This is a genomic window from Gilliamella sp. B3482 (assembly GCF_026536805.1).
In the GTDB taxonomy this organism is placed as follows: domain Bacteria; phylum Pseudomonadota; class Gammaproteobacteria; order Enterobacterales; family Orbaceae; genus Gilliamella; species Gilliamella apicola_E.
Genome location: NZ_JAFNNL010000001.1, coordinates 20,562 through 42,313, shown reverse-complemented (window position 1 = coordinate 42,313; position 21,752 = coordinate 20,562). Strand labels below are relative to the sequence as shown.

21 protein-coding genes, 1 tRNA gene, 1 pseudogene and 1 riboswitch are annotated in these 21,752 nt (G+C 34.2%); of the genes and pseudogenes, 12 read left to right on the top strand and 11 right to left on the bottom strand.

Translation table 11 applies throughout. The annotated features are described in order from the left end of the window. Positions 1–46 precede the first annotated feature (46 nt). The 3 genes from J3U18_RS00305 (at position 47) to J3U18_RS00295 (ending at position 5,962) form a co-directional block, all read left to right on the top strand. Positions 47–2,020, top strand: coding sequence for a TonB-dependent receptor domain-containing protein (locus J3U18_RS00305; RefSeq protein WP_065561712.1), 1,974 nt, complete (start codon positions 47–49; stop codon positions 2,018–2,020). Positions 2,021–2,664: 644 nt separating this feature from the next. After that, positions 2,665–4,218 (top strand): hypothetical protein, encoded by a 1,554-nt coding sequence (locus J3U18_RS00300; RefSeq protein WP_267352630.1) that lies wholly within the window; start codon positions 2,665–2,667, stop codon positions 4,216–4,218. Positions 4,219–4,996: 778 nt separating this feature from the next. Next, entirely contained in the window at positions 4,997–5,962 is a 966-nt protein-coding gene (locus tag J3U18_RS00295) for a sugar-binding transcriptional regulator (RefSeq protein ID WP_065563273.1), read from the top strand. Between the two features lie 52 nt (positions 5,963–6,014). On the opposite strand, the gene pssA is transcribed toward J3U18_RS00295, so the two are convergent. Both pssA and ydiK read right to left on the bottom strand, forming a co-directional pair. Next, a complete protein-coding gene (pssA, locus tag J3U18_RS00290) occupies positions 6,015–7,370 on the bottom strand; it encodes a CDP-diacylglycerol--serine O-phosphatidyltransferase (protein ID WP_267338432.1) in 1,356 nt (451 codons plus the stop codon). A 132-nt stretch (positions 7,371–7,502) separates the two neighbouring features. Further along, positions 7,503–8,555, bottom strand: a complete 1,053-nt coding sequence (ydiK, locus tag J3U18_RS00285; RefSeq protein WP_065563275.1) for an AI-2E family transporter YdiK — start codon at positions 8,553–8,555, stop codon at positions 7,503–7,505. Between the two features lie 102 nt (positions 8,556–8,657). Here ydiK and eco point away from each other — a divergent pair, with 102 nt between their 5' ends. From eco to ribB, 6 genes and pseudogenes are all read left to right on the top strand, one after another. Beyond that, positions 8,658–9,152 carry a serine protease inhibitor ecotin gene (gene eco / locus J3U18_RS00280; protein ID WP_065563276.1) on the top strand — a complete coding sequence of 165 codons (495 nt, stop codon included), beginning with the start codon at positions 8,658–8,660 and terminating at the stop codon, positions 9,150–9,152. Between the two features lie 305 nt (positions 9,153–9,457). Beyond that, positions 9,458–10,567, top strand: a complete 1,110-nt coding sequence (locus tag J3U18_RS00275) for an extracellular solute-binding protein (protein WP_065734484.1) — start codon at positions 9,458–9,460, stop codon at positions 10,565–10,567. Between the two features lie 100 nt (positions 10,568–10,667). Then, complete coding sequence (potG, locus tag J3U18_RS00270) at positions 10,668–11,804, top strand: putrescine ABC transporter ATP-binding subunit PotG (protein WP_081299544.1); 1,137 nt, start codon at positions 10,668–10,670, stop codon at positions 11,802–11,804. A 324-nt stretch (positions 11,805–12,128) separates the two neighbouring features. Beyond that, positions 12,129–13,001, top strand: a pseudogene (gene potH / locus J3U18_RS00265) (putrescine ABC transporter permease PotH); the annotation flags it as partial. 243 nt (positions 13,002–13,244) lie between these two features. Then, positions 13,245–14,003, top strand: a complete 759-nt coding sequence (locus J3U18_RS00260; RefSeq protein WP_416380372.1) for an ABC transporter permease subunit — start codon at positions 13,245–13,247, stop codon at positions 14,001–14,003. A 109-nt stretch (positions 14,004–14,112) separates the two neighbouring features. After that, a riboswitch (FMN riboswitch) is annotated at positions 14,113–14,251 on the top strand. 146 nt (positions 14,252–14,397) lie between these two features. Next, entirely contained in the window at positions 14,398–15,036 is a 639-nt protein-coding gene (ribB, locus tag J3U18_RS00255; RefSeq protein WP_267352628.1) for a 3,4-dihydroxy-2-butanone-4-phosphate synthase, read from the top strand. Between the two features lie 42 nt (positions 15,037–15,078). On the opposite strand, the gene J3U18_RS00250 is transcribed toward ribB, so the two are convergent. Genes J3U18_RS00250 through J3U18_RS00240 form a run of 3 tightly spaced genes read right to left on the bottom strand, consistent with a single transcriptional unit; the run spans position 15,079 to position 17,316 of the window. After that, the gene (locus tag J3U18_RS00250) at positions 15,079–16,179 is read right to left on the bottom strand and encodes a M20 peptidase aminoacylase family protein (RefSeq protein ID WP_267352627.1); all 1,101 of its coding nucleotides are present in this window, start codon (positions 16,177–16,179) and stop codon (positions 15,079–15,081) included. 14 nt (positions 16,180–16,193) lie between these two features. Then, positions 16,194–16,667, bottom strand: a complete 474-nt coding sequence (locus J3U18_RS00245; protein ID WP_065563280.1) for a YjiG family protein — start codon at positions 16,665–16,667, stop codon at positions 16,194–16,196. After that, a complete protein-coding gene (locus J3U18_RS00240; protein WP_065734480.1) occupies positions 16,660–17,316 on the bottom strand; it encodes a nucleoside recognition domain-containing protein in 657 nt (218 codons plus the stop codon). The genes J3U18_RS00245 and J3U18_RS00240 overlap by 8 nt, the downstream gene beginning before the upstream one ends. A gap of 598 nt (positions 17,317–17,914) precedes the next feature. Between J3U18_RS00240 and J3U18_RS00235 the strand changes: the two genes are divergently transcribed. The 3 genes from J3U18_RS00235 (at position 17,915) to J3U18_RS00225 (ending at position 18,749) form a co-directional block, all read left to right on the top strand. Next, positions 17,915–18,238, top strand: a complete 324-nt coding sequence (locus J3U18_RS00235) for a DMT family transporter (RefSeq protein WP_065734479.1) — start codon at positions 17,915–17,917, stop codon at positions 18,236–18,238. A 23-nt stretch (positions 18,239–18,261) separates the two neighbouring features. Beyond that, entirely contained in the window at positions 18,262–18,576 is a 315-nt protein-coding gene (locus J3U18_RS00230; RefSeq protein WP_065563283.1) for a DMT family transporter, read from the top strand. 97 nt (positions 18,577–18,673) lie between these two features. Continuing rightward, positions 18,674–18,749: transfer RNA gene (locus tag J3U18_RS00225), tRNA-Lys, on the top strand. A 24-nt stretch (positions 18,750–18,773) separates the two neighbouring features. On the opposite strand, the gene J3U18_RS00220 is transcribed toward J3U18_RS00225, so the two are convergent. Genes J3U18_RS00220 through J3U18_RS00195 form a run of 6 tightly spaced genes read right to left on the bottom strand, consistent with a single transcriptional unit; the run spans position 18,774 to position 21,739 of the window. Continuing rightward, positions 18,774–19,820, bottom strand: a complete 1,047-nt coding sequence (locus J3U18_RS00220) for a tyrosine-type recombinase/integrase (RefSeq protein WP_267352626.1) — start codon at positions 19,818–19,820, stop codon at positions 18,774–18,776. Then, positions 19,715–20,035, bottom strand: coding sequence for a hypothetical protein (locus tag J3U18_RS00215; RefSeq protein WP_267348171.1), 321 nt, complete (start codon positions 20,033–20,035; stop codon positions 19,715–19,717). The genes J3U18_RS00220 and J3U18_RS00215 overlap by 106 nt, the downstream gene beginning before the upstream one ends. Before the next feature lie 9 nt (positions 20,036–20,044). After that, the gene (locus J3U18_RS00210; RefSeq protein WP_267352625.1) at positions 20,045–20,656 is read right to left on the bottom strand and encodes an MT-A70 family methyltransferase; all 612 of its coding nucleotides are present in this window, start codon (positions 20,654–20,656) and stop codon (positions 20,045–20,047) included. Between the two features lie 18 nt (positions 20,657–20,674). Continuing rightward, positions 20,675–20,920: a hypothetical protein gene (locus J3U18_RS00205; protein ID WP_187755115.1), complete on the bottom strand. Its 246-nt coding sequence runs from the start codon at positions 20,918–20,920 to the stop codon at positions 20,675–20,677. Then, the gene (locus tag J3U18_RS00200; RefSeq protein ID WP_267352624.1) at positions 20,917–21,276 is read right to left on the bottom strand and encodes a hypothetical protein; all 360 of its coding nucleotides are present in this window, start codon (positions 21,274–21,276) and stop codon (positions 20,917–20,919) included. Before J3U18_RS00200 ends, J3U18_RS00205 begins: the two co-directional genes overlap by 4 nt. Continuing rightward, positions 21,257–21,739 (bottom strand): hypothetical protein, encoded by a 483-nt coding sequence (locus J3U18_RS00195; RefSeq protein WP_267352623.1) that lies wholly within the window; start codon positions 21,737–21,739, stop codon positions 21,257–21,259. The genes J3U18_RS00200 and J3U18_RS00195 overlap by 20 nt, the downstream gene beginning before the upstream one ends. Positions 21,740–21,752 lie beyond the last annotated feature (13 nt).

Sequence of the window (21,752 nt, the reverse complement as noted above, 5' to 3'; positions counted from 1 at the left end):
CGGCTTGCTTTGCAAAATATCAATATAAATAATAAGGTTATAAAACATGAATACTAAAATTAAACTGGCAACACATGTCATAAATACAAGTATTTTATTATCATTATCTGGTTTAGCGATAGCAGACACTGATAAAAATACTGATACTATGGTGGTGACAGCATCAGGATTTTCTCAACAAATTAAAGAAGCTCCAGCAACAATTTCGGTAATCACGCCAGAGGAAATCAGCAAAAAACCTTATCGTGATGTGACTGATGCGCTTAAGGATATTCCAGGTGTCACGATAACTGGTGGCGGTGATTCAACTGATATTAGTATTCGTGGTATGGATGCCAAATATACTTTATTATTAATTGATGGTAAAAAAGTTAGCACTCGTGAAACCAGACCTAATAGTGATAATTCTGGTTTTGAACAAGGCTGGTTACCGCCTTTAACTGCTATAGAACGTATTGAAGTTGTCCGAGGACCAATGTCATCGTTATATGGTTCAGATGCTATGGGTGGGGTTGTCAATATCATTACTAAAAAAGTTTCAAATAAATGGCATAGCGGTATTCGAGTTGAATCAATCATGCCTTATCGTTCAGATGAAAAAAATACCTATGTAGGTAGTTTTTCAACTATGGGACCAATTATTGATGATATTTTGGGGATTCAATTATATGGTCAATATAGTAAGCGTCATGAAGATACATTTTTGAATGGCCATTCCGGACAAAGATTACGTAGTATAAATGGAAAATTATCGCTTAATGCTTCAGACACACAAAAATTTGATCTAGATTTTGGTCGCTCTAGACAAAATAGTAATGCATCAGCAGGAAAAACAAGACCTCTTAGTCGTGGTAATTTCAATCGAGATAATCGCCGAAACTCTTATGCGTTAACTCATAATGGTTTATTTGGTGATGTATCAACGACATCTTTTATTGCTCATGAAGACAATAATAATCCAGAAAGAAAAATGAAAATTCGTAATACTGATGTTGACTCACGTATGACAATTCCATTTTCAATCAATATGTTAACTATCGGTGGTAAATATACTTATCAAGAACTTCATGATAAAGGCAACCAGTTAAAGAAAACTTTAACCAAAATCGATCGTTGGAACTATGCGTTGTTTGCTGAGGATGAGTTAAGTATTTTAGACAATTGGAGTATGACATTAGGTCTTCGCTATAATAAAGATGAAAACTATGGTAATAACTGGAATCCAAGGATTTATAGTGTCTGGAATATTAATGATAACTTTACTTTAAAAGGTGGCTATTCAACTGGATTTGCGACGCCTCAACTGCGTCAAGTTGTTTCTGACTGGGGTCAAGTTACTGGTGGTTCTGGAACGGGTAATAAAGGGATGATAATGGGTAATCCAGATCTTAAACCAGAAAAAACAAATGAATTCGAAATAGGTGTCGGTTATACCAATGAATATGGTATTGATGCTTCTGCAACGGCATTCTATACAAAATATAAAGATAAGATCCAATCTTATTATATTTGTCGTGGTGCAGCTGGTTCAAGAAATTGTCAAATTTCTGGTTATAGGGAAAAATTTGATTTTGTTCAAGGGCGAGAAAATGTTGATAAAGCCGATCTTAAAGGTCTTGAGCTTTCATTCAAAACACCATTGTTTACTGATTTCGTATTAAGTTCTAATTACTCTTGGATCAAAACAGAGCAAAAAACCGGTAAAAATAAGGGTAACCCTTTAAACCGTACACCAAAACAAAAATTCAATACTCAACTTGATTGGAATCTCACTCAAGAGTTGGATTTATGGACTAAGGTTGCTTATTACGGGGTAGAAACTACCACAGATCGCAGTGGTAAGAAAATTGAATATCCAGGCTATACCTTCTGGGATGTTGGTGCGTCTTTCCAAATAAATAAAAATGCTAAAGTATATGGTGGCGTTTATAACTTGTTTGACAAAGATGTTTCAAACGATGACTTTGGTAAAACATTAGAAGGGCGTCGTTACTTTATTGGAACAGAAATTAATTTTTAATATTTAATTCTCACCAAGTAGCTATACTTCATAGCTACTTGGTAAAACTGTTTATTTAACCCATAATGCAACTGATTTAAAATTCTAATAACTCTTCTATATTTATTTAATTAATCGTTTTTAATTAATTAACTCTATTTGAAATTATTTTTTATCGATATTTGCAAAATGATCTTTGATTAACTAAAAATTATCTTTTATTTAGTCTATTGATCAAATAGTTAAAATTATTCTTTCTTAACCATTCTTAAAAATTTTCTAATTTTTTATTAACACATAATTTTATTATAAAAATTTCTTATTAATTAATATTAATCAATATTAATCATATAAATATAGTCTTTATATGAAATTGTATATTAAATCAACTTTTATCATATTTCATACTTCAGAAATTTAACTTGCATATTCAATAGATTAATTTGATTAAATTATTATTGATTGATTGATAATTTCGATCAATAATTTGATCGTTTTAAAATTTAATAGCTTTAATGTCTGATCTTTAAAGAACAATTTCATAATAACAAACTGTATGAGTTATATTCGGTTTAGCTGTTTGAGGTAGTGTATCAAAAGTGGACATATAAAGGAGTGTTTTTATATTTATTTGCAACAGCATGTTAATAAAAAGGAGATTTACCTTGAACTGGTTAGCAATATTAAAAAGTGGATACTTTAATTCAATTTCTATATTAGGCAATAAAGTATTAAAAAATAAACAAAACTATTTATTGGGCATTTTACTATTGTCATTAGTTAATAATATTAATGCATTACTACCCGTCTCAACGACTCAATTGATTCATGGTAATTCACCAATGATAGCGGTCAATGATGAAATGGTTGATTCAACTGGCTTTAAGGAAAAATTGAGTGTTGTTAGTATGCCTGATGGTCGGTTACGCACTTCAGAAAGTGATATTAACGATTTTAAATTGGAACCGGATACCACTCTTAGCCAAATAAGTTGGGTAATTCAAGGAAAAGAGAGTTCACATGAAGTAAAAAAAGTTATTGAGGCCAATGGTCACGATGTTAATTTGATGGATATCGCCAATAATCTCAATATCAGTATTTTTGATGAAGATGGAGATACAGGTATTCCTGATGGCGTATTAACGGCTACTTGGTATTATAGTGTTCCTGGTGGTAATAAAAATGGGCTAGGGGAATATAAAAAAGTACCTGAAAATGAGTTAACTAAAAAAATAGATCCCTGCAAAGCACCTTATAAATTGGAGCTTTCAATTAAGAATATAAAAGTGCAAACAGAATATGGTCTGCCAAATGAGTCAGAACATATTTATAACGATGTTTTTAAAACATATTATTTTAAATCCAAAATTAATCAAGTGTGTTATGCTCGGACTTATCCAACCATGGATAAAAATATATGGTCTTGGACTCAATATAATAATGACACTCCTAGTGGTTATGGTTGGGGAGCATCAATAGATCCTACACCTAATCCAAAACATGGAGGTGGTTATAATAAAAATGAGTGGCATCCTGAATTAGGATTTTTACTTAATACCAGTGCTGGGCATAATAATCGTTTTCCTCATACTGCATTTAAAGGAGCATCATTCCAACTTTGGATGAGTAATGAACAACAAGATTATCTGTTTTCAACAGATGATAATAATATCTCAATTGATAAACTTGGTATTGTAACTTTTAATGGCAAACCTAAAAAAAGAACCATCCAAATTTTTGCATGGCCTAAAGATGCAACCGGGCAATCTGATATGATTGTATTTTGGAGTGATTTAAATTTCTGGGCAAAACCCGGAAAACAGACATTAACATATTCAGATGATCTTTGTGGAGGAATTCAAAATCAATTAACGCTTACTGACTGGGTTAATACGGCTCAAGCAACCAACCCAAATACTAACGCAAGTTTTATAGAAACCGGAAATGCGATGACCAGAAAAATGAATGGTGGTTTAAACGGTGAATGGGGACAGCTAGCTATTGATTATTATCCTAAATCTGATTTTCCTACATCCAGTGCAATAATTACTGGTACTAACCAACGGCTTGCATGGGTTTCTGATTTTACTATGGAGCCGCAAGGAAAAGTACATCGTGCTGTATTTATGTTAAATGGTGGAATTTTTAAAGCTTATAACAATCCTTGGCCTAGTGCACCTTTCTCAGTAACGTTTGAAGTTTGTAAAGAAACTTGGTAAGAACGCATAAATTCGATTAGATATAGGCCCATGTGATAATCATCGCATGGGTTTGATTAATCTGTATGATAACCTTTTTAGTATGAAAAAAAGTTGAGGAACGGGGTTTTTGAACTTAAAAAAGTGAATTTTTTTATTAAAATCTAACTTTACTCTATTTGTATATACTGATGAGCGTGCTAAAGAAAAATGATGTCTAAGCTCAAGCTGCTGTTATATAAATGAAGGTAGCTTTATTCTATTTCTATAAAATACTAGTTATCTAAGTTATAATAGCTCACCAACCAATTTTCCATTACCGAACAATACTTTAACTATGAAAAAAAAGTTGAGGAACGGGGTTTTTGAACTTAAAAAAGCGAATTTTTTTATTAAAATCTAATTTTACTCCATTTATATATACTGATGAGCGAGCTAAAGAAAAATGATGTCTAAGCTCAAGCCGTTGTTATATAAATGAAGGTAGCTTTATTCTCTTTTTATAAAATACTAGTTAGCTAAGTCATAATAGCTCATCAACCAATTTGCCATTACCGAACAAGATCTATTTAATGAAGAAAAAATATATATGCTAAATTATGTTTTGTATTGATTAAAATGATAATAATTTTAATCACCTAATTTGGCTTGATAAAGATAGTATAAATTTCGAAAATCAAATATTATTAATCGACAAGCCAAACATTGCGAAATCATTTATTCAACATGGAGAATGGCAAGCTAGCGGTTTTTGTAATATATTAACAATCAGCTAAGCTAATAATGAAAGGCAAGCCTAATGGATATATTTGAAGATAAACAAGAGTCAGAACTACTTACTGAAATTGCCGTTGCCTACTATGAGTATGAACAAACGCAAGAAGAGATTGCCAAGAGATTTGGTCTTTCACGTATTAAAGTAGGGCGTTTGCTAAAAAAAGCGAGAGCGGAGGGGATTGTTGAGATTAATGTCAAATATCACCCGATTTTTAGCTCGCGTATTGAGCAGCAATTCGTTAATAATTTCGGTATTAAAAGAGCGTTAATTGCTTTAGATCACCAAGATGAGGATGAGCAACGACGACAAGTGGCGGCACTTGTTTCAAATTATTTATCCAGTACTTTGAAAAATGGTATGACGGTAGCGGTTGGGCAGGGGCGTAATGTGGCTGCAATTGCTAGTCATGTAGGCGTTTTTCCTGAAAAACAATGTAAATTTATCTGTGGTATTGGTGGTACTCAGCGAGTTGGAGAGATTATTGATGCCGATCATATCAGCCGTAGCCTTGCGAGAAAATTTAGCGCAAGTAGCGAAACTTTGTATGCACCAGCTTATGTTGAGAATCGTGAACTGAAACGTGCGTTTATGCAAAATCGGGTTATTAAAGATACGATCGAACGCGCTAGTAAAGCTGATATTGCTTTAGTTGGTATTGGTGATATGAATGAAAACTGTTACATGGTACAGTTAGGCTGGTTTACCCCGCAAGAAGTCACATATGCTACTTTGAATCAAGGCGTAGTTGGTGATATTGCAGGTTATGGTTTTTTTGATATCAATGGCAATCCTGTTGATACAACCATGAATGATCGGGTAATTGGTTTAAGTATTGATGAGCTACGTAACATTCCTTGTGTTATTGCCATTGCATCAGAAAACACTAAAGCGACAGCAATTTTAGGTGCGCTTCGCTCTGGTGTCATTGATATTATTGCTACTAGTGCTTCAAATGCTAGAATGGTGTTGAACCTAAATAAAATTTAAGTTGTATATAAGCTATTTGTAACAATGTAGCTATTTATTATCACTTTGTTAATTATAATAAGCGTTTAATAATTCTATCAACCCGAATTCGGCTTAATCGTTTAATTAATTTATGTACATTTTTGGGATAGAACAGGCTAGCTTGAATTTGTTGAAAATGTGTAACTAAAGTCGTTTTTTCTCGAATTGCGACGAGTTCTTGTTTGATTTGTTTTTGTAATTCGTGTTTTGGATCGTGGATTAATATTGCATTTTCCAGATCTAAACGCCATGCTCTAGGATTAAGATTATTACCTGTGATCATCATCCAACTATCATCGACCCAAATACCTTTTAGATGATAGGTTTGATCGCCATCTTTCCATAACCTAATGATTAACTGTTCTTTGTCTATGAAATTTTGAAGGCGTTCAACAAAGCGTCTTAAGTTGATTTCATATAAATAGGGTAGCCCACCGGAAATATTAAATGGCTGATCTTCTGGAATATAAAAGTCGTTAGCAACTTTATCACCAATAATGATCTCAACTTGTTTTCCTTTTCTTAGGAGACGAATAATATCGCGCACTAATATATTGGGTAGATTGAAATACGGAGTACAAAATATAATTTTTTGTTCGGTGACATTTATTAAATGGTGAATGACCTTATTGAGCTGATTATTTCGCCCAAGACCAACTATTGGAGAGACCGATAATGTATCATTATCCGTATCTGCCACATATTGATAATTTGCGTCGGTAAGATTTTGACGTAACGCTTTAATTTCTGGTTTAATTTGTTTGCGAGTTTTATGTTCACTAACATCTAAACGTTGCACACCTTCAGCAGAAAGGAAATTGTCATTGACGTAATTGACCATGGTGTCAGATAGCGCTTTATTGGTTATAAAGTGATATCTGTCATAGCGGTATTTATCTAGTTTATGTAAATATACATTGTTGATACTCGCACCACTATAAATCACGGTGTCATCGATGATCAAACCTTTTAAGTGTAGTACACCAAGTACTTCACGGCGATTAACGGGGACACCATAAATAGGAATATCAATATTTGGATGTTGCTGTTTTAGATCATAGTAATACCGAGCATTCGTTTGGGCTTTATCTTCACCTATTCGTCCACGTTGAGCACGATGCCAATCAACAAAAATCTTGATATCTAAATCTGGGCGCGCGGTTTTTGCTTGATAAAGTGCATCAAGTACCTCACGGCCGGCTTCATCTTTTTCTAAATAAAGTGCAACAATGTAGATACGGTGCTTAGCTTTCATGATATGCTCAAGCAATGTAATTCGATAAGATTTTGGATCGTATACAATATGATATTGCTCAGCATTTTGCTGAAGTTTTGCTAATTCATTTAGATGCTTTTGATGGTTGTATTTAATAAATGGTATTCGCATGATTTAAATATCATTAAAACTGACACAAAGTGTAGAATATCACAATTTATGTCAGAAAATAACACTCCTATTTTTCATAGGTTATCCTATGTTTAAATTAATCTGTTTTTATTCAGTCTATTAACTCAATATTTAAGATTGTTCATTAACCCAAGTTTGAATAATTTTATAGCTTAATGCCAGAACGACTGGACCAATAAATAGTCCCATAATACCAAAAGCCAGAATACCTCCAATTACACCAAAAAGTATAAGTAAGAAAGGTAGATCGGCCCCTTTTTTTATCAAATATGCTCGCATTACGCTATCTAGTGTGGTTAATATGATGGCAACTACAATTAATACAATACCTGATACGATATGACCATCCCAAAATTGCCAAATAATACAGCCAATCATTACGATAACTGGTCCAATTTGAGCAACACAGCAGATGAATAAAACGAGGGTTAATATGCCTGGAAATGGCATTTTGGTAATAATAAAGCTTAAGCCACCAATTAAAGCTAATGTAATGGCGGTGACAACCACGCCTAATGCAACCGCTCGTATAGATTGACCAGCCAATGTAACGGTAGTTGTTCCATATTGTTTAGATAAACGATTAGCTAAAACATAAACATATTTAGTAATGCTTTCACCTTTAAGAAATAGCAATAAACTAAATATAATCATCACACCAGCATGGAATATGAAAACGCCAATGTTGGTGACTTGTTCTAATAGCCAGCCAATCATTGTACCAATATAGGGTTGAATATCAGATACTAATTCCGACCCATCGGTTTTAATAATTTCGAGCCATTTTTGGTGTAGCTCCTCACCAAACATAGGAACGTTTATTAACCAGTCAAAAGTAGGTAATTCTCTATGAGATAGGTTTCTAACCCATTCGATAAGGTAATGCCCATTTTGAGCGACACTACTAATGATGAGAAGAAAAGGAATGACACAAACAAATGCCAATATTAATGCCATAACTAACAGTGATAACCAACGTTTATTAAACAACTTTTGTTGGATTTTTATCATTAATGGCCAAGTAGCAATAACCACCATAACGGCCCAAAAAAAGCCAAACAAAAATACTTCTATCACTCGATAAGTTACTGTTATAAGTAAACCTATCAGTAATAGATTTAAAATTAGCTTTAGTAAATCATCGGTTTTTTTTTCTGCTGGCATTTTTACCTCATATTCTTTAATCTAGACAATGTTATTATACGCATTATGTTTTGAAAAGCATACGATGTCGTATCAATTAGACAATTTTCTTGGAGATATAAAATGAAAAAATTAATGTTGTTAGTTTTGATGGGTGTAACATTATCAGCGTGTGCAAATACACAAAAAGTCCCTCAAGTTGCGCAAAAATTGAATGAAATCGCGCCATATCCTAACGCTAAAGTCGGTGCTACGCGTTATGTGATTCATCTTCCTAGCTTAAAAGATGAAGCTAACGCAAAAGTAGAAATATTAGTTGGTAAAGATATGAATGTAGATTGTAATGCACATAATTTAGGTGGGGTAATTAAAGAAAAAGAGCTTAAAGGATGGGGATATTCTTATTACGAAGTTGAAGAAGTTAAAGGAACGCTTTCAACCATGATGGCTTGCCCTGAAAGTGCTAACAAAAACCAGTTCGTTACAATCAGACATAATTTAGGTTTATTAAATTATAACAGTCAGTTACCATTGGTATTTTATGTACCAAACGATGTAACAGTTAAATATAGAATTTGGCAACCAGATTCAAAAGTTTTGCAAGCCACTGCCGAATAAAAAACGTTAATTAATTGTTAATAGCTCGCTAACAAAGGGCTGATTGATTAAAATATAGTCATTCGGTCCTTAATCTAAGTTTATTTGATTTTTTATGTAGACATCTGTAAAAAAAAAGGTATTTTATCCCTCGTAATGCAAGGTTAGCTCTACTTGTTCATTAATTCAATTAATGACTCGTAATTGCCTGATTACCTCGGTTTCGCCGTTAATTAAGATAATGGTAAAATTTGGGGGTCCGTTGTGTTTCACAATGGGCTTGTGTCTAACATGTAATATCCCTAACTAGAGGAGAAGTGGTGAGCATGTTTACTCAACGTAAAACAATTCTTTCAATCATAGCTGGTGTTTCACTAGCATTATCTCAATCTGCTATAGCTAAAGATCGCGTTGTGCATTTTTATAATTGGGCAGGTCAAATTGGTAACGATACTATCACTGATTTTCAAGAATCGACTGGTATCAAATTAGTTTATGATGTTTATGACTCTAATGAAGCACTTGAAGGTAAATTAATGGCCGGTCATTCTGGCTTTGATGTAGTTTCACCTTCTGATAGTTTTTTAGCAAGACAGATCAAAGCTGATATCTATCTGCCATTAGATAAAAGTAAATTACCAAATTGGAAAAATCTTGATCCTAATTTGATGAAATTAATGGCAAACCATGATCCTGATAATAAATATGCAATTCCTTATGTATGGATGACGACAGGTATTGGTTATAACATTGATAAAGTTAAAGAACGTCTTGGCGATAATGCTCCAGTTGATAGTTGGGATCTAGTCTTTAAACCTGAAAATATGGAAAAACTTAAAGATTGTGGTGTTGCTTACTTAGATGCTCCAACTGAAATCTTTGCGAGTGCACTTAAATATTTAGGTAAAGATCCGAACAGTACTGATGCGAAAGATTATACCGGTGCCGCTTACGAGTTGTTAGAAAAAGTAAGACCAAATATTCGTTATTTCCATTCATCACAATATATAACTGATTTAGCTAACGGTGATATTTGTGTAATTTTAGGTTGGTCAGGTGATATATTACAATCTCGTGACAGAGCTAACGAAGCAAATAATGGTGTGCATATTGGCTACCATATTCCTAAAGAAGGTGCATTAGTATTTTTTGATACATTTGCTATTCCTAAAGATTCAGCTAATCCTGATGAAGCTCACGAGTTTTTAAACTTCGTTATGATTCCAGAAATTGCTGCACAGGTAACTAATGATGTTAACTTTGCTAGTGCAAATAAAGCGGCTAACGATCAGTTTGTAAAACCAGCAGTGAAAAATGATCCTGCGGTTTATCCAAAACCAGAAGTTATGGAAAAATTATTTACCCTTACAGTAAAAGATCCTAAGCTCGAACGTGTGATTACTCGCACATGGACAAAACTTAAAACGGGTAAATAACCGTTTGAACGTCAAATTATTGACTTATATATTCTAGGCGGAGAGGTTTAATAACCTTTCCGTCTCGTTTTTTTTGGCTTGTTGTTATGAGGAAAAAAGTGTGAACGATAAAACAACAAATCAGGTACAGCCTAAAAAAAAGATGATAACTCCATTATTGGAGATCAAAAATTTAACTAAAGTTTTTAATGACGACTATTATGCCGTCGATGATGTAAATTTAACCATTTATGATGGGGAAATTTTCGCCTTATTAGGTGCATCGGGTAGTGGTAAATCGACCTTATTGCGTATGCTTGCAGGGTTTGAACAACCAACATCCGGACAAATTATTTTAGATGGTAAGGATTTATCGCAAGTTCCTCCTTACAATCGTCCAATTAATATGATGTTTCAATCGTATGCTCTTTTTCCTCACATGACGGTTGAGCAAAATATTGCTTTTGGTCTTAAACAAGATAGATTAGCTAAAAGCGACATTAAACAGCGTGTTGAAGAGATGTTAGCGCTTGTGCATATGGAGCAATTTGGTAAACGTAAACCTCATCAATTATCTGGTGGTCAAAGACAACGCGTTGCTTTAGCAAGAAGTCTAGCCAAAAGACCAAAACTTCTATTATTAGATGAACCGATGGGCGCTTTGGACAAACAACTTCGTGATCGTATGCAACTTGAAGTGGTTAGCATTTTAGAACAAGTTGGTGCGACCTGTGTAATGGTAACCCATGATCAGGAAGAAGCGATGACAATGGCAGGGCGCATCGCGATTATGAACAAAGGTCAATTTGTGCAAATTGGTGAGCCTGAAGAGATTTACGAGCATCCAAATAGTCGTTATAGCGCTGAGTTCATTGGTTCAGTAAATGTGTTTGATGGCATTTTACAAGAAACATTAGAAGATGGATTAATTATTAGTTGTCCTATGATTAAGCACTCTTTAAAAGTTGATTATGATTCACCCGCTGTCGAAGGTGTTCCAATTCAAGTTGCCTTAAGACCTGAAAAAATCAAACTTTGTGATGAAATTGCTGAAGATGCCTATAACGTTGCAACTGGTGAAGTTGTTGAAATTGCTTATTTAGGCGATCTTTCAATTTATCACGTAAAATTGCAAAGTGGTCAGATAATTATTGCACAGCTACAAAACGAACATCGCTATCGTAAAGGTATGCCTACTTGGGGTGATATTGTCAACCTTAGTTGGGAAATCGATAGTTGTGTTGTGCTTACTGAATAAACACAAGAGGATATATTGATGCGATCCATTATATGGGGTTTGTTATTAAATGCCTTGGTGTTACTCGGTATTTATTTACGTTTTGTAACAACAAATGCATTTGACAATCTTTTTTTAGATGCGTTATTTACATCAATGGTATTAAGCTTTTTATTATCATGTTTAGGTGCATATTTAGCGCATTATAAACCATCTAAATTTGCTTATCGATTGATAATAGCTGGTAGTATTTTATATATACCTGAATTAGTCGGTTTGGTTGCTATCTATTATGCTTATAAAAAGATGCGACATCAACGTGATGATTCCGACTTAATGACATTATATGGTCGTTTGTTAGTTATCGCGATTCCTTACTTTTGGATGCTGTTACTCTTTTTATTACCATTTTTAATCGTATTTAGAATCAGCTTTTCGGAAGTGGCGATAGCCGTTCCTCCTTATACAGAACTTTTTAGTTATGAAGATGGGCTGGTAAATATTGTTTTAAATTTTGGTAATTATCTAAATTTATTAGCTGATACTATTTATCTAGACTCCTATTTACAGTCATTGAAAGTGGCTGCAATTTCGACATTATTATGTATTTTGATTGGTTATCCATTAGCATGGGCTATATCGCAATGCAAGCCATCTACTCGAAATATTTTATTATTGTTGATTATATTACCATCATGGACATCATTTTTAATTCGTGTTTATGCGTGGATTGGGATATTGAATCCTAATGGTTTGTTAAATCATTTCTTAATGTGGTTAGGTGTTATTGATCAACCGCTGATCATTATGAAAACTTATCTAGCTGTTTATATCGGTATTGTATATTCTTACTTACCGTTTGTGGTGTTACCAATTTACACATCATTAAGTAAAGTCGATTCAACCCTAATTGAAGCAGCATTAGATTTAGGCTGTAAGCCAATCAAAACCTTCTTTAGGATTATCGTACCATTAACTAAAAATGGTGTTATTGCTGGAGCCATGTTGGTATTCATTCCAGCGGTTGGGGAATATGTAATCCCTGAACTGTTAGGGCCTTCAGATAGTCTAATGATTGGTACTCAACTATGGGCTGAATTCTTTAATAATCACGATTGGCCAGCTGCATCAGCTGTCGCAACAGTGATGTTATTGATATTAATTGTCCCTATCTATTACTTTAACAAATTCCAAAACCGACAAATGGGAGGTAAATAAATGAATAATTTACCATTAATCGTGCGATCAGCATTGATTGTTTTTATCTCCACATTCTTAGGTTCATTGGTGCTATCGGTTTTGATTTCAGCATCTGGTTTTGCTTTATTGAGTAGTAGTAGCTTATATGTGGGATGTTTTGTCTTCAGTCTTATTTTGACAATTATTGTAACGATATCATTGCTAGGTAAATTTTTAAAAGGATTAATTCTATTATTAGTGTTTTCCTTTTTATATATACCGATGATCATTTTGATTGTTTATTCTTTCAATAGTTCAAGACTTGTAACTGTTTGGTCTGAATTTTCAACTAAATGGTATTTTGAATTGATCCACAATGAAGCCTTACTTAAAGCGGTAGGATTGAGCCTTTCTATTGCTGCTGGTGCTGCATCATTAGCAATTGTACTTGGTACCTTAGCTGCTTACGCCATAATACGATATAGACGGTTCCGAGGATCTAATTTGTTTTCGTTTATGACAACGGCACCACTAGTTATGCCAGATGTAATAACCGGTTTGGCATTACTATTGTTATTTGTTGGAATGGGACAAGTACTTGGTTGGCCAACACAAAGAGGTGCAATTACTATTTGGCTCGCTCATGCAACATTTTGTACCGCTTATGTGACAGTCGTTATTAGCGCAAGATTACGAGAGTTAGATAAGTCAATTGAAGAAGCTGCATTAGATTTGGGTGCAAATCCATTAAAGGTATTTTTCATTATAACGTTACCTATGATTGCTCCAGCTCTTGTATCTGGTTGGTTATTGGCATTTACTTTATCACTTGATGATGTGGTTATCGCTAATTTCGTGACAGGGCCAGGTGCGATGACGTTACCAAAACTGGTATTTTCTAAAGTCCGATTAGGGGTTGATCCTCAAGTTAATGCCTTAGCGACAATTATTTTATTAATTGTTGGTATTATTGGCTTCATTTCATGGCTTTGGATGCGTCGAGCTGAAAAACGGCATTTGCGTGAAATTCGAATGCATTAATTGCCTCTTCAAAAATTGCCGCTTTATGCGGCAATTTATTTATCCTCATAAAATATACGTGTTTTTTTTATTGAATTATATTATAGTGTTTGATGTCAGTTCACTGACAAAAAATTCTCAGGGCGGGGCGCAATTCCCCACCGGTGGTATAGCCCACGAGCGCTTAATAAAATAGATTTTATTAAGGACAAGCAGATTTGGTGAGATTCCAAAGCCGACAGTTAAAGTCTGGATGAAAGAGAGTAGCTTATCTTTTCTATATTTGCGCTATAGCAAAATCACTATGGTCAAGCACTTGCCCTGATTCTGGTATTTAATATATTTATAACTTAATGAATTCAAATTAATTAAGAATAAATATAATTAGTTTAATAAAACAGGATAGGTATTTACCATGAATCAGTTTAACTTAAATGAATTCGGAACACCCATCGAGCGTGTCAAAAAAGCAATCGCTTCAATCAAAGCTGGATCTGGCGTATTAGTGCTAGATGATGAAGATCGCGAAAACGAAGGCGATATTATTTGGGCAGCACAAACAATTACAACACAACAAATGGCGCTAACGATTCGATATGGAAGTGGTATAGTTTGCCTATGTATGCCACAATCCTATTGCGATAAATTAGAGTTACCAATGATGGTTGCTAACAACACCAGTAAAAACCAGACCGCTTTTACTATTACTATTGAAGCTGCGAAAGGCGTAACAACTGGCGTATCGGCTGCGGACAGAGTCACTACGGTAAAAGCTGCGATTGCAGATAATGCAAAACCAAGTGATTTAAATCATCCAGGCCATGTCTTTCCATTAGTCGCAAAAGAGAATGGCGTCTTGAGTCGTCGAGGTCATACAGAAGCCTCTGTAGATTTAGTTTCATTAGCAGGCTTTAAACCAGCCGCTGTAATTTGTGAATTAACGAATGATGATGGAACAATGGCTAGAGCACCACAAGTTGTCGAATTTGCTAAAAAGCATCAGTTACCAGTAGTTACAATTGATGATATTGTGGCCTATCGTAAATCATTATAAGTCTTTCAAGAAACCGCCGAAATATTCGGCGGAATAATTTACTTAACCCAAAACTTTTAAAGCACAAGTTTTAGTGATTTTTACACCATTTTCTAATGCTGATGTATCAAAAGTCATATCTGGATGATGTAGACCTGGTGTTAAATCAACACCCAATCCCCAAAAACCTGATTTTACATCTCTTTCACGAGGATAATTGAAGAAATCTTCTCCACCTGGGGTAAAAATAGGATCTTTTAATCCATCTTTGCCAAGCACATCTATAATAGATTCAGCAATAATTTTTGTGACTTCATCATCAATTTCAGCTGCTGGTATCTCTTTTGATACTTTGATATCAGCTTTAGCACCAATTGATGCAACGCTGAGTTCGATTGCTTTAAGTGTTTTTGCTTTTAAATCATCCATAGCAGGATTAGTTGGGGCTCTTAAATCCCAACAAACATAGGCCTCTGATGGAATAGCATTCGTTACACCCGCATCACATATACAACGTGTGGCTTTCACGCTATAAGTTAAGCTGGGCGCTAGGTGAATAGTATTCACAGCTTGAATTGCCATAGTTGCAGCATCTAATGCATTTACACCTAAATGTGGTCTTGCACCATGAGCAGGAATACCATGGATATTTACTTCAACTGTCGTTGAGGCTGAATAAAACATGGCAGCTGATGCACAGCCTTTTGGGCATTCATCTTTAGGACGTACATGTAAGCCAATGATCATATCAACATCGTCAATAGCACCGCCTTCTATCATGGCTAAAGCACCTGAACCTAACTCTTCAGCAGGTTGAAAAATTAGCTTTAATTTTCCTTTTTTTATATTACCTTCTTTAATGAGTTCTTGGGCTGCAGTTAATAACATTGATGAGTGACCGTCATGTCCACAAGTGTGTCTCGCACAGTGTTCACCTTCAATGATATGACCTAGAGCATCCATATCAGCTCGTAATGCTAACACTGGACCGGGTTTTCCACTGTCATATTCAGCAACAATTCCTGTGGTATTGTTAATGTTTCGTGCTACTTTATAGCCAGCAGCTTTAAGTTTATCCGCGATATAGGCTGAGGTTTTAAATTCTTCAAAACCCAACTCAGGAATTTGATGTAAATAGTGGTAATGTTCAAGTACATTAGACATAGATATCTCCTTTATCACACTATAAATCGCATGATGATCATCGCAATTAAAGCATTAACTATACTGTTAAGCATTAATAGTGGCCAATATTTTTTAGGTACATCAGCAACACCCAATAAACGTCCCATATATTGTAATTGTGAGCCCATTAAGAAAATAGCTGGTGCTAAGATCGTGATATCAACACCACTTAAAATACCGCCAGAAATTAAATTTACAGCAACACCCGTTCCTGCTGAAGCTGATAACCAAGCGGTCAACAATACCGTTATAGCTTCACCCGGCAAACCAAATAGCCCCATAACGGGTGCAAATACTTCACCGATTAATTGCATCAAACCTAATCTTTTTAATATTTCCGTGATAACAAATGCCATAATAATGTTAGGCATTAAATTGTTTATTGCAATATTGAAGCCTTTGCGAGCACCAATAACGAAAATATCTAATGGATTGTTAGTCTGTTTTTGATTGGTTGAGTTATTCATTGATAAAATCCTTTTTATAAACTGAATTTAAAATCATGCGTACTAAAATTGCACCAACGAATTTCAATACAATCATAATGACCAATGGTGTAAATATTGCGACAGTCATTGAAGCAAAAAGCGCAGAACCAATAGAAAAGTAGTTATTAATTAAGCCCGCTCCTGAATATTGCCAGGCGCTGATAATGATAAGATCTTTTTTACTGATCTGTTTTTCATCATACAACTCTTTAGTTAATACGGCTCCAGCGTCAGTACTTTGTAAATCAGTAATTAACGCAAGGCCCGTTTTACCAGGAACCCCTAAAATAGGTTTAAGAAGGGGAGTTAATAGTTTGTGAGCTGCACGAATTGTACCGTAATGGGTAAAAATTTCTAAAACACCTAACGCAAGCATCACTGTCGGTATTAGTGATAAGGCAAAAATAAAACCGGCTCTGGCGCTATTTCCACCTTCACCAACAAAAGTATTTTTTTCAGGGTGAAGCATAGTACCAAACTTACCACTTAAGCTGGTAAAATCAAATGCACCTAACCAAGCTTTTCCATCCACGTTATAAAATAGCCCGGAAAAAAACAGTATGGCAACAACTAGTGACACATAGGCCTTTATTCCGACTTTAAACTCATTGTCCGATTTATTTGACATTGTCTATTCCTTTTTGATTTATCTGACTTATTTTCTAATATAAATATTAAATAAGTTACACTTAAAGTACTTGAATTATTTTGATTTAAAATGAATTAAAATACTAAGCGAAGTATTCTATATTGATTTAATTGAAAAAAAACCCCTTTCCTCAACTTTTTTTTAAATTAGATAGATTTTATTCGTCAATTACGCGTTGAGTAAGATTGATCATTTGCTGGGATTAAGGATAGGATCTAAGCTATATTAAGTTATCATTTTTGGTAATTGATTTAAGTTAAATGGATTAATTTTATTTCGGATTTTCTCTCAATTTTTGAGAAAGTTATTTAAAAGCATACAATTATCAATAATTCTAGGCTTGCCATTTTTCATCCGTCATTATAGAATTGTTAATAAATAGTAAGAAATAGCATTAAAGTGTTTCAGAAACTATCGATATTATATATAAGGTTGAACTGTTTCTCTGCATAAACATCATAATCTTTAGGTGGCAAATGTTTTAGTTTGCGAACCGTCTTTTGTTTTCATTAAGCACATTAATGAAATAATAAAATTAAGCAATATAAACAAAAAATAAAAAAATAATGAGGTCATTATGTACAGCAGGAATAAAGAGTGGGTATTTGTTGTTCTCACCTGCTTTTTTGAATTGTGTTGGGTATTTGGTTTTACTACTGCGAGCCAGTGGTGGCATTGGGTGATTGTTGTATTAGTCATTATTGTTGATTTTACGTTTTTAACTAATGCATGTAAGACTATTCCTACAGGCACTGTCTATGCAATATTTTCTGGTGTTGGCGCGATTGGCTCATTACTGATTGATATGGTTGTATTTGGCAAACAAATTAAACTGATTGAAATATTTTTTGTAGCATTAATTATCATTGGTGTTGTGCAATTAAAACGAGCTGATAGCTAATTAACTAAAATTTGGATTGAGATATGGGATGGTTATTTATTTTAACTGCTGCAATTTTCGAAGTTATTGGCGCGATAGGTCTTAAGCTATACTCGCAACAAAAAAGCTTGTTGCGATTAATGTTTTATTGGGGCGGTTTTTTTGTTTCATTTATACTATTTTATTTTTCACTCAAGTATCTAGATTTAAGTATAGTTTATCCAGTGTGGGTAGGGTTAGGTACTTCAGGTGCGGTTTTGGCTAATATGCTTATCTTCAATGAACCGAAGAATTTCACTCGAATATTTGGTCTGAGTGTGATTATTATCGGTATCGTTGGTTTACATGTTACCGTTTAGTTGTAAATGAGTTTTCATTCTGACAATTATATTAATTTGAGAATAGAGGATTTGCATTAGAATATAAAGTTATATAGAATATCCCAACTAACTAAATGGGTTGTTAGCTCAGTCGGTAGAGCAGTTGACTCTTAATCAATTGGTCGCGGGTTCGATCCCCTCACAACCCACCATTATCAATATGATTTTTAACAGTTTTAAGCTGTTTTTGATTTTGTGTCGAAAAAGTCAATTGCGCTTTGTGCTGTAAATGTGACATTGTTTGCAAACTCTAACATGTGATCAGCATTCAAGTGGGCATATTTTTTCACCATTTCTAACGTTTCCCAGCCGCCAAGCTCTTTCAACGTAAAAAGTGGTGTACCTGCTTGAACATGCCAGCTTGCCCAAGTATGTCTCAAGTCGTGAAAATGAAAATCTTCAATACCTGATAATTCACATGCATCGCTAAAATCACGACGATCAATATCATAAACACGCTTTAGTGTTGATCTTGTAAAAACAAACTCACAATTGTTTTTAAATCTCAATTTTCGTATTAACTCCACCGCATCGTGATTTAACAATAAAGCTCTCGCTTTACCTGATTTAGCATTGTCATTTGTCACAGTAGCTACACGATTAACTAAGTCAACGTTATGCCATGTTAACGTAAATATCTCGCTCATTCGTGCGCCTGTAGATAACGCGAAAAAACAAACGTCTTTCATCCATTGCAAACGCAGGTTTTGAATTAGAAGAGCAGCCTTTTCTTTAGTTATCCATCTTACTCTAACTTTAGGCTCTTTAACTCTTGGAACAAACGGCACAGAATCGATCCAATCTAACTTATATGCTAAAGAGAACATACGCATAATATCAGCTCGATATCTGTTTATTGTTGCGTTAGAAACTTTTTTACACGTTTTTTCAACTATAACTGGCAATGATTTTAGTATTTCTTCACCAGTTATAGATGATAGTTCACGACCTGCAAATTTTGATAAAAAGTATTCAGCTCGCGCTTGTTTCACTCTAAAACTTTTTTGCTCTTTACCATCTTTTAAAAATAAAATAACCGCTTCTTCAAATAGCCGTTGCGGTTTTTTATTTAGTTTCACAGTATCCCATAATTCAGCTTTTAGCCTGTCATGATACTCTAACGCTTGCCTTTTGTCTGTCGTGCCAGTAGATTGCCTAATTCTTCCGCCATCTGGCGTGACGATGTCAATGTGCCAGTATTCACCACGCTTTTTGATTGACATTTTTTTACCTCCTTAATTTCAGAGGTTAGCCGATTTGCATTATGATTTGCTTTGAACTTTTCTTCAAACTCTTTTTTATCAGCTAACCATTTCCCAACTTTCTTCTTTTCGGATTTAGATTGATATGAAAACCCGTATTCCAGCTTTCTCTCAAAGAGGTATGTATATGATAGTTTGGATATTTTAGACGCTTCTTTTAGTGTGATAATCTCCATAATTACACCTCACAACTCAATATCATTTATGCATTCATTACCCCACGCATCCCAACCGTTTACGTTCTGACGGGCAAACAATTCAACCCTCGGTACATTTCCGTATAATTGAACTATTCGGTCTCGTGCCTCCTGAGGTTTTGCGCTATGCGCCCCTATCGGGGCTAAAATTATCTGGCTAACTGATTTATTAATTCGTTGAATGCCTTTACCTCTAACAGCTATCAAACAATCCTCACTATTTGCACGAGTATAATTACCTAATCCAAATCTCAGCTGATCGTTAATTAAATTAAAAACGTCCTCAGAATTCATACAACCGTGTTGTTTTAGTTGTTTAGTTATGTTTTGATGATAGTTTTTATTTAATTTCACCCATGTAAACAATTTCATAGTTTTAACCTCAAAACCCCAATGAGAGGCTAGCGCATCAGCTTGCCTTGCAAATGCAGACGTATACCACATAATTAATATGCTGTTATTATCTGCTATTGATTTTATGTTTAGTGATTTAAGTTCTTGGAATGTCATAGTGGGGTAGTGATTTTTTGTGGCGGCTCGTGTTGATTGATTCGAATATTGCCACGGCGGATCGGCGTAAATTAGATTATATTTTTTCATATACCATCCCTATATTGATCAATTATCGTTAAATTCTTTTTCAGTCATATAACCAAGATAATTAACTGAAGTTATAATCATATTTTCAACATCATCAACATCTTTCTTTAATAATTCCCAAATACAATTAAAGGTTGTTTGTGTTACATTTATATTATTTTTTGATATGGTTTTACACCCATACCCATCTTTACCATTTGTGCATTGAAATTTATATGCAAATAAGAAGTAGTGTTGCTTGCGTTGTTTAAATTTCTTTTTCATTTAAACTGTGCCCTTGCTTTTGCTAGTTTTCTGCATTCGGTCAATAATTGTTGCCATGTCGCATTTAATTTTGGAATTTCTACTATTTCTCCATAACAACCTGATACCTGTATAGTAGTTCGCCTATTCCAATTTTTATGAAAATACCTAATTGCATCAAACAGTGCTAATGATGCTGATACGACATCCTCACATTCTCCATAATCTAAATAAAGCCCTCCAGTGGGAGCAAATGTAAAATATTCGTTTGTCCAGCAATCATATTCAAAATGATACTCTTGATATAATGTAGGAAACAGTTTGAGCAATAACCTCGTAGCATGTTTGCTATTTTTCTTAATTTGACGAGGTTTCATTGATCACCTCCTGCAACTCAATATTCGTCTGCAATTGATGAAACGCCTCAATTAAATTCTGAACTTCTTTAACGCTAGTATCAGTTGTTAGCTCTAAACAGTTTCCAAAAACTGATTTCAATAGAACTAATAAATGTTGATTAGAATCAATATTTTTCTTATTTTGGATTGAATCCATAACGCACGTTGTTAATGCTTGAGTTATTTCAGATAATGTCATTGATTTGTATTTGTAATAATCAAATTCCGTTCTACTCACCTTTAATCTGTTTAGTTTGTTTCTTGTTTTCACTGCATTTTGTTCATGTAGTGCAATGGTCAATTTCAGTCCATCAATTTTAGTTAATAAATTTTCGGCGCATTCACTCGTAACGTAACTACCAAATTGATGCTCTTTCATTATGAAAGTCTGCGTGCCATCTAAACCTAAAACTGGCTCTATGTTGTATTTTTTTATAGTCATTATATGCTCTCTA